The organism is Flavobacterium sandaracinum, assembly GCF_004349135.1.
Classification (GTDB): domain Bacteria; phylum Bacteroidota; class Bacteroidia; order Flavobacteriales; family Flavobacteriaceae; genus Flavobacterium; species Flavobacterium sandaracinum.
The window spans coordinates 1-16,130 of record NZ_SMFN01000004.1 but is presented as its reverse complement, the minus strand read 5'-3'; the positions used below and the strand labels follow the sequence as shown (position 1 = coordinate 16,130).

The window sequence follows — 16,130 nt, the reverse complement described above, 5'->3', positions numbered from 1 at the left end:
AAATGAGCGGAATCTACATTCATATCCCTTTTTGTACGCAGGCGTGTCATTACTGCGATTTCCATTTTTCGACTTCGATGAAGAAGAAAGAAGAAATGGTTTTGGCTATTGCCAAAGAAATTCAAATGCGTAAAAACGAGTTTTTGCTTCTCGACTCCGCTCGAAGTGCCACCCAAATTGAAACCATTTATTTTGGAGGAGGAACGCCCTCTGTTTTGCAGATTTCTGATTTGAAATTTCTGATTGATACGGTTTATGAAAATTATACTGTGGCTCCAAATCCCGAAATCACACTTGAAGCCAATCCTGATGATTTGACTACTTTGTCAGTTCTAGGGCAGTCGAGAACAATTTTTGAAGCGTATCGTTCTATCGGAATCAATCGACTTTCCATCGGGATTCAATCGTTTTTTGAAGACGACCTGAAGATGATGAATCGCGCTCATAATTCGGCGGAAGCCAAAAAATGTTTGGAAGAAGCAACTCAGTATTTTGACAATATTTCCCTTGATTTAATTTACGGAATTCCCGGAATGACCAATGAGAAATGGAAACAAAATATTGAAACAGCCTTGAGCTTTGGTATCCCACATATTTCGAGTTATGCCTTGACGGTAGAGCCTAAAACGGCTTTGAATAAACTCATTCAGACAGGGAAAATTGCAGCGCCTAAAGACGAAGTCGCGCAAGAACATTTCGCTATTTTGGTCGAAATGCTTGAAGCGAATGATTTTATTCACTATGAGTTATCAAATTTTGGTAAGGAAAACTATTTTTCTAAGAACAATTCGGCGTATTGGTTAGGAAAAAAATACATTGGAATTGGTCCTTCGGCGCACAGTTATGATGGTATTTCGAGGAGTTGGAATGTGTCGAATAATACGCTGTATTTAAAATCTATTCAAGAAAATAAATTGCCAATTGAAACTGAAATTCTTTCGATTACCGATCGGTATAATGAATATATTATGACGGGTTTGCGAACGATTTGGGGCGTTTCTTTGGATAGAATTGAAACCGAATTTGGAAGTGAATATTTGAATTATCTCCATAAACAATCTCAAAAATTCCTTGATGATGATTTACTTGAAATCGTCACTTCGAGTGATTCTGCTTTTAGGCAGAATAGTATCGAGAAGATTTTAAAACCAACAGCAAAAGGAAAGTTTTTGACCGATGGAATAGCATCAGACTTATTTTACTTAAATTTGGAATAATTATTCAACCGCAAGGTTCGCAAAGGTTTACGCAAAGTTCACAAAGATATATTAGTATGACTGAAAATGAATTATCTAGAATTGTATTTGATTGTGCTTTGAGAGTTCATAAGGGACTTGGGCCAGGATTATTAGAGAGCGCCTATGAAGAATGTCTGTATTATGAACTGAAGAAATTGGGTTTGAATGTTGTAAAACAAAAGTCCCTGCCTTTGGTTTATGAAGAGGTCAAATTAGATATTGGTTACCGAATTGACATTATTGTTGAGGATAAATTGATTTTAGAAATAAAATCGGTGGATGCTTTAAACGACATTCATTTTGCTCAGTTATTAACATATCTGAAATTGACTGATTGTAAGTTAGGTTTGCTTATAAATTTTAATGTTGTTTTGATAAAAGATGGAATAAAAAGAATTGTAAATAATCTTTAATCACGACTTTGCGAGCCTTGCGTAAACCTTTGCGCCCTTTGCGGTAAAAAAAACTATGAAAGCAAAAATCAACAATTTCGAAGTCGACTTATCAAAACCCATTGATATTTCGATTCCATTGACGAATACAGATGAAAATCCTATTGCTTGGTATATCGAGAAACCAGTAATTGAACCCGTAGTTTTTGGAGATTGGATAGGTAAAGTTTCAGAAGGGAAATCCTCGACAAACTTTAATAATATTTTCTTCAATCCACACGGACATGGAACTCACACTGAATGTTTGGGGCATATTACACGCGAATTTTATAGCATTAATCAGTCGTTGAAACAGTTTTTCTTTCTGGCTGAATTGATTTCGGTTGTGCCGGAACTGCAAGGTGAAGACTTGGTGATTACATTGGACAATATCTTGAATGCGCTCGATGTGACATTGAAGTTAGGTGTTCCAAAAGAAGCCCTAATCATTAGAACACTTCCTAATTTTAAAATAAAAAAGTCTTTAAAATATTCAAATACGAATCCGCCTTATCTTTCGGAAGAGGCTGCGTTGTTCATTTGCGAAAGTGGGATTAAACATTTACTGATTGATTTGCCAAGTGTTGATAAAGAAAAAGATGAAGGAAAATTGTTGGCACACAAAGCCTTTTGGAATGTCAAAGATGTCAATAATCTGAATGCTGATGCGCGATTGGATTGCACGATTACTGAGATGATTTATGTACCTGACGAAGTGAAAGATGGTACTTATTTGTTGAATTTACAAATTACATCTTTTGAGAATGATGCGAGTCCGAGTAAACCGGTTTTGTATGCTGTTTTAAATGATGAATTAAGTTAATTTCATAAGATGAACTTAGAAACGTACTACGAATATTGCTTGTCTAAAAAAGGAGTGACGGAACATTTTCCTTTTGATGAAGATACTTTAGTTTTTAAAGTGGGTGGTAAAATGTTTGCCTTGTCGTCTTTAAGTCAATGGGAAAAAGGACAGTCATCCGTTAATTTAAAATGTGACCCAGAGCGTGCTGAGGAATTGCGTGCTGAATATGATGACATTCAACCTGGTTTTCACATGAGCAAAACCCATTGGAATACAATGGCTGTAAATGAATCAGTTTCGGATGTGTTGGTCAAAGAATTGATCGATCATTCCTACGGATTGGTTTTCAAAAGTTTAACAAAGAAATTGCAAAGTGAAATTCAGGAATTAGAAAATTAGGCATTACTTTTGCGAAGAAATTCAGAATAAAATTATAAATACGTACTGAAATAAATGCAGCATAACCTATGAAAGAACAATTTAAAAAGTTTTTAAACGAAGAACAAGATCCAAAAGCCATTGAAAAAATCGCTTCAAAATTGAGTGATTTATTGATGAAGAATGAAGAAATAGGGTATATCGCTGTTCAAAAGAAACCAGCGATTACTGTTTTGCCAGATAGTATTGTGATGACGAATAAAAGAATTATCATCTGTCAGCCTAAAAATCTGGGACTTTCGATGAATTTTATTGATTACACTTGGGACGAGATTGAAGGTACTTTTGTGAAAGAAAATATTTTGGGTTCTGAGTTTTCATTTACAACTCGAACGAATATGGAGGTTTACATTGATTATATTCCTAAAATTCAAGCGCGAAAGATTTTTACGTATGCTAAAGAACAATTGGATATATTGAAAAGTGGTTCCGCATTAAATGCGACAATTATTGATGAAGTTCCTGTGATTTCGATAGAAGAAGAAGTGGAGATTATTGAAGAAATGGAAACCGAAGAAGTTATCGATTTTGCTCAAATAATGCCAGTTTCACAACCCAATTTCATTGCTGAAAATCAAGAATTTCAAGAGATTTCAACAAATCCAAAAGACAAATCTTTAAGTGATTTATCACAAGATGAACTTTTTGAAAAATTGCAGAATTATAAAAAATTATTGGACAACGGATTGATTTTACAAGGCGAATACGATGCTTTCAAGAAAGAGATTCTGAGTTTTATGTAATCTAATTAGTTGGAAATATTTAATGTCGCACTATAAAATGAGTGGAATAATTTTTAACATATAAGTCATGTAAGTATTAAACCTTAAATGACCTTATTGTTACTTAAGTTATATAAGCTCAACACGAGTGAAACTTAAACTTTTATGACTTATGTGGTAAAAAAAATGTGACATTGTTTTATTCTTATTGCTTAAGTTCGTTTTTTAAAACATAAAACCCCGAATTTTCGGGGTTTATTTTTGCACAATCAGGACTTAATAAGATCCCAAATAAAAACTACCTGAAGCTGCTTTTAATCTAGCTCCTTTTGTAATTGCTTTAGTTTTGTAGTTTACAATATAAATAGTACCGTCTTTTCCAGCTGGTGTTAGTGGCACATAAACATTATCACCAACCACACCAATGTTTTGGAATTGACCTAATGTTGTAGACAATGCCGCATCTGTTTCAATTTCAGTTGTTAATTTAGTAGCTGTTTTGTCATTTAGATTTATTAGAGCCAAGTAACCACCTGCTGCACTTGTTGTAGTGTACAATACAACTCCAACTCCATCTTTAACGTATCTCCAAGATTTGATACTTGCGCCAGTTATACCTAAAGCTGTGTTTAAGTCAAAATGATACGTCTGATCGTATTCATCAGTTGTTTTGCTGATGCGTAAAATATCCGGTCCTGATGTTGCTGTAGCTTGATAAAGGTTACCATCCGTACCCACATATTGTGTTAATGTTCGGTATCCTAGATTGTCTATTTTACTTTTTTCAGAAGATATGATTTTTGGATTTCTTAAACTTGGGTAATCTACCACATAGGTAAGTGTGCCTATATTTCTTTCGGTAGTGGTTTGCCAACCAGTAATAGCTCCTGTTGTTGCATTTGTTGTAACTGTTCCGTTTACATTATGTCTTCTAACACCTAAACCTATGTAGAGTTTCGTTTTGGCTTGGTTTAAAACAGGAACATCTGCTCTCCAAACGTGGTATCCTTGTGACTCTAATTCACTACCAAGAGCTACATTTATCACTCCAGTATTTGTAATAGCAGTATTATTTAAGTCGATGTTGGCAATTTTTATTTGTCCCTTCGGATGGCGGTATGTATAATTAGGTGCGCTACCTGTGTAGGGGTCTAAAGCGTCACCAAAAGCAACTCCAACTCCAATACCTTCTGCTGCTTTGACCCAACGAGGTGAAGTTCCTAAGATCGTAGCAGTATTCAATTCAAAACCTACTTCTTCATATTTTCCAGCTTCAGTAACACTGTATTTGTTGAATACACCACCTTCTGTGCCAGTGTACTGAATGTTGTATAAAAATTTCCCGTCTTCAGAGGCTTGTACTCGAGCAGTACGACTGGATTTTAATGCAAAACCTTCCACGTAAACTGCACCATTTAATTTAAAAAGATCCACTTCATAATTGGGGTTAGCAGCATTTTCGGGTGTAATTGCAAAAGCGCGAGTACCGCCATTTCCTGCAGTTCCAGTAGCATCAGGAAAAGATCCTGTTAATGTTATCCAACGGATAGCTTCTGATGTAGGTGGATTCGTTGCTGTGTCATTGTTGTCGTCATTACTACAACTTCCTAATGTTAAGGCTGTAATGAATGTACTAAGTACTGCTATTCTAAACATTTTTTTTTTCATGATATTGATTTAATTTGATTATAAAAATTTATTAAAAGTGTAATTCAATTTGAAATAGAGGCCTCTGCCAGGCTTTTGGATTCTAAAATTGTCGTATAATTCTGCATTGGTAAGGTTTTTTACATCCATACTAGCCACTAATTTTCCAGAAGGAAAACGATAACTTATGCCGAGGTCGTGAGTAAATTGACTGGGAGTCACAGACCATTCTGGCTGTCCCCAGACAGTGTAATATTTGCCTACATATCCTGTATTATAGTAGGTATTTAGGATGGATTTTTTTTGAAACACATCATTAAAGCGGTACTGGAAATTAGCATTCATAGTGAAGAAAGGTTCATTAGGTACTTGTTGTCCAAAAAATGAATGTTGCGTACCATTTGTGTCAATTTCTTGTTTAAAGACATTGTTGAATTGAGAGATGTTAAAGGAAGCATTCAGCCTATTCTTATAGATATAAGTAACTTCGGCTTCAAATCCACGAGCTTGTGTTTTTCCTAGGTTTACATATCTTGTCGTTTGAATGTCTGCGTCGGATTCCTCTTGGATTTCTGACACATCAACGGCTTGTTGAGTGATTTTTTCGAAACCATTTCGCCAAAAAGCATTGGCATAAAAGGACACTTTGTGCGAACCAAAGTCGACTACCTCATAGCGAAATCCTAAATTGTAATTGATGTTTTTTTCAGGTTCTAACAGAAGGTTTGGTAAAATATTAATTTCGGCAGCACCAAATAATTGAGATTCAGTAGGCATTATATAAGAGTTTTCGGTTGAGCCAATGATAAAAAGGTTTTTCATTACGGCATACGACATAGTGGCACCATAACCAAAATTATAATTAGATGTAGTACTCTTATTTTTTACAATTGTGTTCGTACCGTCTGTTATTTCAATCTCTGATTTAGTTTGATTGGTACGATTTGTTGTGTATTTACCTAAAAAATTCGTTTTTAATTTCCTGTTGAATGTTTCGGCTTCATAGTTCATAGAAATAATATGTTTGGACACAAGACTTTTAGTGGCTAAATCCCCTGAGGATGGATTCAATAAATCCTCATCTTTTCTATCTGTTGCTTCGTATTTATGATTTAAGGAAAACCGATGTCCGCTAGCAATCATATAGCCTAAGTTGGAGCGTGCGTTGGTGATTTTTCTGTCTGTATTGGTTATTGTTTTTTGGCCTTGTTGTCCACCGTTTGTTTGTAATGGTACTCTTTCACCAAATTCGATAATTTCTCGAATGGTTCCATCCCAATTGTAAGCGAAGCCAACGGTATCTTGTAAGTAGGTGCTGCGTTCACTTCGAACTGCATTTACGGTTAATGACAAATCTTTAATTAGAAAATCTTTTTTATTGTAATTCAAAAGAAGCGCATGAGATTCGGTTTCATTAAATCGGCCTACGTAAGGAACAGCCATTGTTATTCCGTGAGGAATTTCAGTATAATTGCTGGATCCATTATATCCAATGAAAAATTGGTCAGCCCATTTGGTATCCGTATAGCCAACTTCAAAACGCCCTCCAACCCCTTTGTAAGTATTGTTGAATCTTTTTGCACGATAGGGTCTAATGATTTGTTGAAGTTCATTCACGTAAGTAGTAGATCTGCCCCAAGTTTCAAAACTATTGTCCGTGTAGGTATAAAAACCAGATCCTCTAAAAGACAATCCCGATTTTTTATCCCTGTAAGTAGCGCTTAAGTCAGCTTGAAAGGTGTTAAAAGATCCATAGGATATAGCCGCATTTGCAGTATTTTGAGAGACATCTTTCTTTAAGACCACATTGATGGCGCCACCTACATAATCGCCTGTTAAATGAGAAGGCAAAACACCTTTGTAAACCTCTATACGTTCTATCATAGATGGCGGTATGTTATTCAAGTTAAAGGACGATCCATAAGTAGAAACTTCTATACCATCAATAAATATCCCAATAGTACTACCCGACATTCCATTAAGATTATATTCTACATTTGAACCTAATCCTCCATTTTGTCTGACACGTACACCAACTGATCTGTCAAGCAATTCATTAGTTGTTAAGTTTGTTAACGATGCTTCCTTAGTTTGAATAATGTTTACTGCAAAACCACTTGTTTCTACTTTTTTCTTTTGTGATTTTCCTTTTACTACTACATTATTTAATATTTCGTGTTCTTGTGTTTTTTTTATCTCAGTTTTCTTTTCTTGACTTAAAACAGAGTATTGTAGTACTAAGCACAGGAGAAAGACAAGTTGATATTTGGTCATTTTTTTACAAATTTTTAATGAAAATTATTCTTAATTAGACTTATTATAAATAACTTTGCTGCAAATTTAGTTTTTAAACCCACAAACCAGTTAGGGAAAAACGGATTATTATTTTGCAAAAACGGATTATTACTATGGAAGTTAAATTGAATATTGTGGGGAAAGAAGCGCTTTTGCTACATGCAGAAGTTAGGAATTCCTATAATCAAAAAAGTAATTTTGTTGAAGATAAAATTACCATTCAAAACGGGTGTATAGAACAACTAACCATTACTAATTTGATTGGCGATGGAATAGTGATTCTAGATTCAAAAATGCGTTTTGCAACCCAGCAAGTGCTACAACTACAAATACATGGGGAATGTGTTATGATGAATTTTATATATTGTAACAATGTAGAAATAGATGTAGATCAATTAGATACAGATTTGGATAAAATAAAAAACACACATAATATTTTATATTCGGATAATTTTAAGGGTACTTTAAAAGTTCCAGCTAATGAAGAGGTAGATTGTTTTTCAATTATCTTATCGTTGAATTATTATCGTTTATTAATTCATAATGAATGGGAACTTCACAAGAAATTTTCTAACGCTATTACACAAAAAAAATCCAGTTATTTAACTCCAAAATACCTCCCTTTTAATAAAAATATACAATGGGTTATTTATGAAATTAGAACTTGTAAATATGAAGGTTTTATCAAAAAAATGTATTTAGAAGCAAAAATAAAAGAACTTTTGATTTTACAATTTGATACTTTAATAAATTTAAATCAAGAAAAAGAAAGTGTAAACGAAGCGGATTATCTTAAGTTGTTAAAAGCCAAAATAATCTTAGAGACTAATTTTACGCATGCACCTTCAATTCCTGAACTTTCAAGAGCTGTAGCGCTTAATGAATTTAAGCTCAAAAAAGGGTTTAAAACGTGTTTTGAAACAACAATCAAAGGGTATGTAACAAAGTTAAGAATGGAATATGCTATAAATTTATTAAAAAATAAAGTTTCAAATGTAGGTGAAGTGGCTTATAAATGCGGTTATAAAGATGTGTCCCATTTTTCGGCAGCATTCAAATTATTTCATGGTTTTACACCGATCAGTTTACTTAAATCAAGTAAAAATATAAATTTTATCCTTTTACAGGGGAGCTTTTTAGCGTTAGCTATATCTGATTGTTTCTAGATTTTAGTGTTTGATAAAGTCAACTTAAAAATGATAAAATTAATTTAAACTTTATCTGTGTTAGAATGTCCTTTTCTGCTTTTCTACAAAATTATTAGATTGTAATTCTAATAAATCGGTAGCGTTTTTTCGTTGTAAATCATACAACTGTTTGTCGTCTACAATAGCTCCGTAGATTTTATCGTGCATGGTTGCACTAGTTTTTACCAATAAAGTACGTTGGTATTTGTCTTGTTCAATTGTTGCCTTTAATGCTGTTTCCAGATCTTCCAGTTTATAATCGTATTCTCCTTTTGGAGATAGCAATTTAGCTATAATAGGAGAAGTTTCAATAGCCAAAAACAGTAACATTATGAAAAACGAAGGCAACCACGGTAATTTATCCAAGGCATTGATTCGTGCCATTAAACCGTCAAATCCATCAATTATGGGCTGTGTTTCGGTAATTTTCTTATCTAAATCAGTTTGTAACGTTTTCGTATTTTTCTCCATTTCAGCAATTTTAGCCAAGTTGGTTTTTTGTAAGGTGTCCAGTTCTTGTTTTGCCAAATCATGTTTGGCAATTTTTTCTTTAAAAACAGGGCCTTTTCCTAATTTTTTGGTACCTGCGGTTCCTTCGGCTTCGGTGATGTAGGTTTCATAAAGCGTATTTACTTCTTTCTCTTTGCTTGAGATTTCCAATTTTAATTTGTCGATTGCTGCTTTATTTTTGTCCAAATCCGATTTGAAATAATTCGCCACTTCTTTTTTATTGGCTAAAGCCATTGCATTTTTCTCCTTCAATAAAACGGTATTGATTTCTTTTTCGAAGATTTTAATTTCCAATGGTTTCGAAATTACGATCGCAATAATTACCGCCAAAATGATTCGGGGAGTTGCCTGTAGAAATTCACTTCCTATTTTGTCTCTCTTTCGAATAGTGGAAACAATAAAACGATCCAAATTAAAAATAAGTAAACTCCAAACGATACCAAAAGCGATTGCAGGATAAATGTTGTCAAAAACGGTGAATAGTGCATACGAACTGGCAAGAAAAGCCATTACTGCAGTAAAGAAGACAGTGGCGCCAATACCTACATATTTGGTTTGTTCGCCTTCGGAACAGCCTTCAAGTAAGTCTCTGTCGGCTCCGGAACAAAGGATGAAAAATTGTTTTAACATGATTGATGATTTTTTGATTGACTACAAAATTAACGCCAAAAACCGAATCTTGGTATAAATAGTTGATTTGTTTTTGTTTACTAATTTTAGTCCAAAAAAATAGAGCCGCTCTTTACGAACGGCTCTACTGCTTTTGAATTATAATTAACTTAAGCTGAAGGAGCACCAGCCATAATTTCGGCATTGGCAAATTCTTCAAATTTGGCAAAGTTTGCTATGAATTTTTGAGCTAATTCTACCGATTTTTGATCGTATAGTTCAGGGTCTTCCCATGTATTTCTAGGATTCAATATTTCGCTTGGAACGTTTGGACAAGTTTGTGGTTTTGCAATTCCAAAAACTTGGTGGTTTTCATACGCCACATCATCCAATTCTCCGTTTAAGGCAGCGGTAATCATAGCACGGGTGTATTTTAATTTCATTCGGCTACCTATTCCGTAAGGTCCGCCTGTCCAACCTGTGTTGATTAACCAAACTTTTACATTGGCGTCTTTCATTTTTTTACTCAACATTTCAGCGTATTTTGTTGGGTGTAATGGCATAAATGGTGCGCCAAAACAAGCAGAAAAATTAGGTTGAGGTTCTGTAATTCCAGCTTCGGTACCCGCCACTTTTGCAGTGTATCCAGAAATAAAATGGTATGCAGCTTGTCCAGGAGTAAGTTTAGAAATTGGAGGTAATATTCCGAATGAATCGGCCGTTAAGAAAAATATATTTTTTGGATTTTTTCCAATAGAACCGGGCTGTATGTTGTCAATATGGAAAATAGGATAACTTACGCGGGTGTTTTGAGTGATGGAAATATCTTCAAAATCCACTTCATTAGTGTCCTCATTGATAATTACATTTTCAAGGATTGCTCCTTTTTTAATGGCTCTAAAAATATCTGGTTCGTTTTCTTCGGAAAGATTGATCACTTTTGCATAGCAACCGCCTTCAAAGTTGAAAACTGTATTTTCATTGGTCCAACCATGTTCATCGTCACCAATTAATTTTCGGTCAGGATCAGCTGATAAAGTTGTTTTTCCAGTTCCTGATAATCCAAAGAAAATAGCTGTATCACCGTCTTTCCCAACATTGGCACTACAGTGCATTGGCAAAGTATTTTTGAACACCGGCAAAATGAAATTCAAAGCAGAGAAAATCCCTTTTTTCATTTCTCCAGTATATCCAGTTCCGCCTATTAAAACTACTTTTTTTGTAAAGTCAAGAATGGCGAAGTTGCTTTGGCGTGTTCCGTCTACTGCTGGATCTGCCATAAAACTTGGTACACACAAAAGAGTCCATTCCGCGTTGAAATTGGCTAATTCTTCCATTTCGGGTCTCAAAAACATATTGTAACAAAATAAATTTGCCCAAGGAGTTTCTGTAATAACACGAACATTTAATCTATAATTTGGATCAGAGCACACGTACGAATCTCTAACATAAATTTCTTTGTCTGATAAATAAGCGGTAACCTTATTGTATAAAGCATCAAATGCTGCTGGTTCAAAAGGGATGTTTACTTTTCCCCACCAAACTTGATTTTCACTAATACTGTCTTTTACGATATAACGGTCTTGAGGCGATCGTCCAGTATATTCTCCTGTATTGACAGCTAACGCTCCAGTAGAAGTCTCAATTCCTTGACCTGTTTTTAAAGTTATTTCGTGTAATTCTTCAGGGGATAACTGGTAATGAATTTTGGTATTTTCAATTCCTAATTCTTTTAACGAAATCGATTGCGAGAAAAGCGTGTTATTGTCCATAAATTTATTATTGTGTAGTTACTTTTTATAGACTGCAAAAGTAGAAATTATATTTCAGTTAGCCTTTAATTCTTCTGATTTTGTGATTTATTATTTATGACAGAGACTAATAAAACGCCCCAAGCCAGTATTAATAGGAGTCCACCGATCGGTGTTACAAATCCAATTGTCTTAAAATCAAAAGATGTCAGGTCGTTTGTCGCCAATAAGTAGATGGAACCTGAGAATAAAATTACACCTGAAAGGACCAAAAAGTAGATTGTTTTTTTGATTCGTTGAGTAATATCATTCATGAGTCCTAAAAACAATAAAAATAGTGCATGATATATTTGATAGCGCACTCCAGTTTCAAATGTAACTAGTTGCTCTACAGAGAGTACTTTTTTTAGTGCATGTGCGCCAAAAGCGCCTAAAATTATAGCAATCATTCCAAGAATAATGGCTGTCGAAAGTATCTTTTTGTTCATTTTAAATGTCTTTGTTGCAAAAGTATTTCATCTCGAATGAATTTAAAAGGATTTATGGCGATAGTTTTATGCAGTAAGGCGGAATATTTGAAAAGTGTTTTTCAATTTATTTCAAAATAAACGACGTCGGTTTGTTATAAATACAACATTTTTGTATGTTTGTGTTATAAATATATAAAAATGAGAACAATTTTAATCATTGGAGCAGGAAGATCAGCATCCTCATTGATTCAGTATCTTTTAGATAAATCTGAGAAAGAGAATTTGCATCTTGTTATTGGTGATTTGTCTTTGGCTTTGGCCCAAAAAAAGACAAATAATCACTCCAATGCTACGGCAATTGCGTTGAATATTTTTGATGAAGATCAAAGAAAGAAAGCCATACAAATCGCTGATATTGTCATTTCGATGTTGCCGGCTCATTTGCATATTCAGGTGGCCAAAGATTGTATTATTTATAAAAAACATCTGGTTACCGCCTCTTACGTGAGTGATGCGATGCAAGAATTAGATGCTGCCGCAAAGGAAAACAATCTGATTTTCATGAATGAAATCGGACTGGATCCTGGAATTGATCACATGAGCGCGATGAAAGTGATTGATGAAATAAAGGAAAAAGGCGGAGAAATGCTTCTTTTTGAATCTTTTTGTGGTGGACTTGTCGCTCCCGAATCCGATACGAATCTTTGGAATTATAAATTTACTTGGGCACCTCGGAATGTGGTTCTGGCAGGGCAAGGTGGCGCTGCCAAATTTATTCAGGAAGGAACTTATAAATACATTCCGTACTGTAATTTGTTTCGCAGAACCGAGTTTTTACAAGTAGAAGGATACGGTCGTTTTGAAGCGTATTCGAATAGAGATTCCTTGAAATACCGCAGTGTGTATGGTTTAGATAATGTGCTCACGTTGTACAGAGGAACGATCCGAAGAGTGGGTTTCTCTAAAGCATGGAATATGTTTGTGCAATTAGGAATGACGGATGACAGTTACGTTATGGAGGATTCAGTGAACATGAGTTACAGAGAATTTGTGAATTCGTTTTTGCCGTATCATCCCACAGATTCAGTGGAAATCAAGACGCGTTTGATTCTGAAAATTGACCAAGATGATATCATGTGGGACAAATTATTGGAACTCGATTTGTTCAATCGTGATAAAATTGTGGGTTTGAAAAACGCTACACCCGCTCAAATTCTAGAGAAAATATTGACTGATAGTTGGACGCTTCAGCAAGATGATAAAGATATGATTGTCATGTACCACAAATTTGGATACGAAATACAGGGCAAAAAAGAACAAATAGATTCCAAAATGGTGTGCATTGGCGACGATCAAACCTATACTGCGATGGCAAAAACAGTGGGTTTACCCGTTGCCATGGCGACTTTGTTAATCCTAAATGGTAAAATTACGACTCCGGGCGTACAATTGCCCATTCGTAAGGAAGTGTATGAGCCCATTTTAAAAGAATTAGAAGAGTACGGCGTAGTTTTCAAAGAGCAATCCATGTCGTATTTAGGATACAATCCGGATAAAGAGTTTAGTTAGTAGTTTTTTTTAGATTTTTAGTTTGATCAATCCGCTTCTTGTGACAAAAGTCTAGAGTTGCGGATTTTTTTATGAACTTCATCTTTTGATTACTTATTTTTTGGGCGTGACCCTGCAGTTGGCTTTGTCGTTCCTCCTAGCCACTTTGGGTCGGGCTATGCGTTGCAATCTTTGTGTTTTTAAAGAAAAAACACAAAGGATTTCCACTGCTATCCCTCACGCAACCCGCGATATTTAAGACGTTTTTTCTGCTAAATTATAAGAAAATTATAATATATTTGAAAATATAAAAAGAGACAAGTAGTTGCGCCTATTTACCTTATTTTGGGTGTATACACGCTATGTTGTAGTGCGGATATCAATTTTACTGGCTAGTTGTGCCGAAATTACGCAGGTAAATCCAATTTTGTAGAAATATTTTTGGTCAGAAAGTTTACAAAGCATTTGGCGGTAATTTTAAGAAATACGAGAGAATTTAATGATATTTAAAAAAATATAACTTATGATAAAATTTTGGTTAATTGCTATTTTTATTTTTATTGTTTCAACATATATATTGTCGAAATTAACTTTGAAATCAAATAGAGAAGAAGCTGGTGAACGAATTTGGAGATTTGGGAACGGAAGATCTGTTTATTGGCGTATTCTTACTTTGTGTAGTTTTGGAATAACTGTTGTAATAATGCTCATTATGCATTGGATAGGAATTCCAATTCTGTAAAAAAATGGAAAAAATTAAATAAGCAATTTAAGCCCGATCGCACCGATATACCACAATCGTTAGCGCAGTTTTGTAAACTGTGCCCACAATAATGAGCAAACAATACAAATAGTACAGCAAATGTCTACAAATTATAAACCCGAGCCCTTGCTAGGGTAGCTGCGAAACTTTAAATGAACAAATCCGCTTCTTTACACTAAGAAGCGGATTTTATTTTTATTAAGACTTGCCAGATTGTATCGTTATTGGTAAACTGTATAACACTCTCACTGGAACACCATTCATTTTAGCCAAAGTTGCTTCGTCGTTCCTCCTGGTCACTTTGGGTCGGGCTATGCACTACAATCTTTGTGTTTTTAAAGAAAAATACAAAGGATTTCCGCTGCTATCTCTTACGCGAGCTCGGTTTTCAGTTGTTTATTTTTAAAAAAATCGTAAGAAAAATTGATTATATTTGGGCAACCTAAAATATAAACGTTCTATTTACATGCCTATTAATTTTACAGAAATTCCGATCGATAATAAAGATGGTGGTTTGTCAGATACTTTTGAGCTTTTCGCAAGAGATTTTCTTGAGATTTTGGGGTATACAATAGTTGAAGATCCAGGTAGAGGCCCGGATGGCGGTAAAGATTTAATTGTTTCTGAAACGTTAAACGGTTTGGAGGGACCATATGAAGAAATTAAATGGTTAGTGAGTTGTAAGCACTATGCTAATTCAGGGTCTTCTGTGTCTAATAATGTAGAAATAGACATTACTGATAGGATAAAATCTTTTGGATGTGATGGCTTTATTGGTTTTTACTCAACAATTGCATCTCAAGCTTTGCTTAATAAATTAAATGATCTTAAGATAAAATTTCTTGTATTCGATCAAAAAAAAATTGAGGGACATATTGTTGGAAACGAAAAAATGAATTTAATTTTTGCAAGATATTTTCCTCAATCCTTTAAGTCGTGGAAAGAGTTGCACAATGCTTATGAACCAACAATATTATTTGATTACTATATTCAAAAAGAATTATTGGGCTCTATTTTTACTTTTATTTTCAAGTCTTCATTTTATTTAATGAAGTTAATACAGAATTCTGAGAGTGTAGAAATATTGTTCCAAAATGAAGATATTCGAATTGAAAAAGTAGAAGGCTTGTATAGTATCTTAATGGATGATTACCTGATCAATAATTATAAAAATAGGCAAGATCAATTAGTGAAAATAAACTTTAAAAAAATATTATATGATAATTATAACATTGAATTGGATTCAGAATTTATTGGGATTTCATATATACTAGGGAATGGATCTAATTTGATGCTTGTTTTTAAACAATCAATTATAGTTGACGAAATGCGATACATTGAGTTAAAAAGAGATTTTGAAAAAATGAAATCAATTTTATAATTATGTTTTTTATTTTATAAGTTAACCGATCGCACCGATATACCACAATCGTTAGCGCATTCTATGGTAAAAAACAAGAAAATATTTAAAATTTAACAGGCAAATTTATGTGTATTTATATAGGGAGTTTGTCTGTTAATTACAGAAAAAACACGACCAATAATTTTACATTTTACATTGTTTAAAACCAGCATTGCGTTCTTACCTTCACCTTTTTTTCTTTCATAATATTCTTTGAGTTGCGGATCATGTTTTACGGCAACTAAAGCACACATTTGTAATATTGATTTCATCTTTTTATCTGCCATATGATTCACTTTGGTTCGTCCTTTAAT

13 protein-coding genes and 1 pseudogene are annotated in these 16,130 nt (G+C 34.1%); 8 read left to right on the top strand and 6 right to left on the bottom strand.

Features of this window, described 5'->3' with window-relative positions:
- The first annotated feature begins 2 nt into the window (after positions 1 to 2).
- The 5 genes from hemW (at position 3) to E0F91_RS04505 (ending at position 3,655) form a co-directional block, all read left to right on the top strand.
- A complete protein-coding gene (gene hemW, locus E0F91_RS04525; protein WP_132065163.1) occupies positions 3 to 1,217 on the top strand; it encodes a radical SAM family heme chaperone HemW in 1,215 nt (404 codons plus the stop codon).
- A 56-nt stretch (positions 1,218 to 1,273) separates the two neighbouring features.
- Complete coding sequence (locus E0F91_RS04520; protein WP_132065162.1) at positions 1,274 to 1,651, top strand: GxxExxY protein; 378 nt, start codon at positions 1,274 to 1,276, stop codon at positions 1,649 to 1,651.
- A gap of 55 nt (positions 1,652 to 1,706) precedes the next feature.
- On the top strand, positions 1,707 to 2,492 hold the full coding sequence (locus tag E0F91_RS04515) for a cyclase family protein (RefSeq protein ID WP_132065161.1): 786 nt from the start codon (positions 1,707 to 1,709) through the stop codon (positions 2,490 to 2,492).
- A 9-nt stretch (positions 2,493 to 2,501) separates the two neighbouring features.
- Positions 2,502 to 2,873 (top strand): MmcQ/YjbR family DNA-binding protein, encoded by a 372-nt coding sequence (locus E0F91_RS04510; protein ID WP_132065160.1) that lies wholly within the window; start codon positions 2,502 to 2,504, stop codon positions 2,871 to 2,873.
- A gap of 68 nt (positions 2,874 to 2,941) precedes the next feature.
- A complete protein-coding gene (locus E0F91_RS04505; RefSeq protein ID WP_132065159.1) occupies positions 2,942 to 3,655 on the top strand; it encodes a PH domain-containing protein in 714 nt (237 codons plus the stop codon).
- Positions 3,656 to 3,910: 255 nt separating this feature from the next.
- Here E0F91_RS04505 and E0F91_RS04500 read toward each other — a convergent pair whose 3' ends face one another.
- On the bottom strand, positions 3,911 to 5,302 hold the full coding sequence (locus E0F91_RS04500; protein ID WP_132065158.1) for a hypothetical protein: 1,392 nt from the start codon (positions 5,300 to 5,302) through the stop codon (positions 3,911 to 3,913).
- An 18-nt stretch (positions 5,303 to 5,320) separates the two neighbouring features.
- Positions 5,321 to 7,555, bottom strand: a complete 2,235-nt coding sequence (locus E0F91_RS04495) for a TonB-dependent receptor plug domain-containing protein (RefSeq protein ID WP_132065157.1) — start codon at positions 7,553 to 7,555, stop codon at positions 5,321 to 5,323.
- A gap of 134 nt (positions 7,556 to 7,689) precedes the next feature.
- On the opposite strand from E0F91_RS04495, the gene E0F91_RS04490 reads away from it, so the two are divergent.
- Positions 7,690 to 8,742, top strand: a complete 1,053-nt coding sequence (locus E0F91_RS04490) for a helix-turn-helix domain-containing protein (protein WP_132065156.1) — start codon at positions 7,690 to 7,692, stop codon at positions 8,740 to 8,742.
- Positions 8,743 to 8,802: 60 nt separating this feature from the next.
- On the opposite strand, the gene E0F91_RS04485 is transcribed toward E0F91_RS04490, so the two are convergent.
- The 3 genes from E0F91_RS04485 to E0F91_RS04475 form a co-directional block, all read right to left on the bottom strand.
- Complete coding sequence (locus tag E0F91_RS04485) at positions 8,803 to 9,903, bottom strand: DUF4407 domain-containing protein (RefSeq protein WP_132065155.1); 1,101 nt, start codon at positions 9,901 to 9,903, stop codon at positions 8,803 to 8,805.
- A gap of 149 nt (positions 9,904 to 10,052) precedes the next feature.
- Positions 10,053 to 11,654 carry a phosphoenolpyruvate carboxykinase (ATP) gene (pckA, locus tag E0F91_RS04480; RefSeq protein WP_132065154.1) on the bottom strand — a complete coding sequence of 534 codons (1,602 nt, stop codon included), beginning with the start codon at positions 11,652 to 11,654 and terminating at the stop codon, positions 10,053 to 10,055.
- 65 nt (positions 11,655 to 11,719) lie between these two features.
- Positions 11,720 to 12,121: a DUF423 domain-containing protein gene (locus E0F91_RS04475; protein ID WP_132065153.1), complete on the bottom strand. Its 402-nt coding sequence runs from the start codon at positions 12,119 to 12,121 to the stop codon at positions 11,720 to 11,722.
- 180 nt (positions 12,122 to 12,301) lie between these two features.
- Here E0F91_RS04475 and E0F91_RS04470 point away from each other — a divergent pair, with 180 nt between their 5' ends.
- The gene (locus tag E0F91_RS04470) at positions 12,302 to 13,672 is read left to right on the top strand and encodes a saccharopine dehydrogenase family protein (RefSeq protein ID WP_132065152.1); all 1,371 of its coding nucleotides are present in this window, start codon (positions 12,302 to 12,304) and stop codon (positions 13,670 to 13,672) included.
- A 1,175-nt stretch (positions 13,673 to 14,847) separates the two neighbouring features.
- The gene (locus E0F91_RS04460) at positions 14,848 to 15,795 is read left to right on the top strand and encodes a restriction endonuclease (RefSeq protein ID WP_132065150.1); all 948 of its coding nucleotides are present in this window, start codon (positions 14,848 to 14,850) and stop codon (positions 15,793 to 15,795) included.
- 92 nt (positions 15,796 to 15,887) lie between these two features.
- Here the strand turns inward: E0F91_RS04460 and E0F91_RS04455 are convergent.
- Positions 15,888 to 16,130 (bottom strand): annotated as a pseudogene (locus E0F91_RS04455) (IS110 family transposase); the annotation flags it as partial.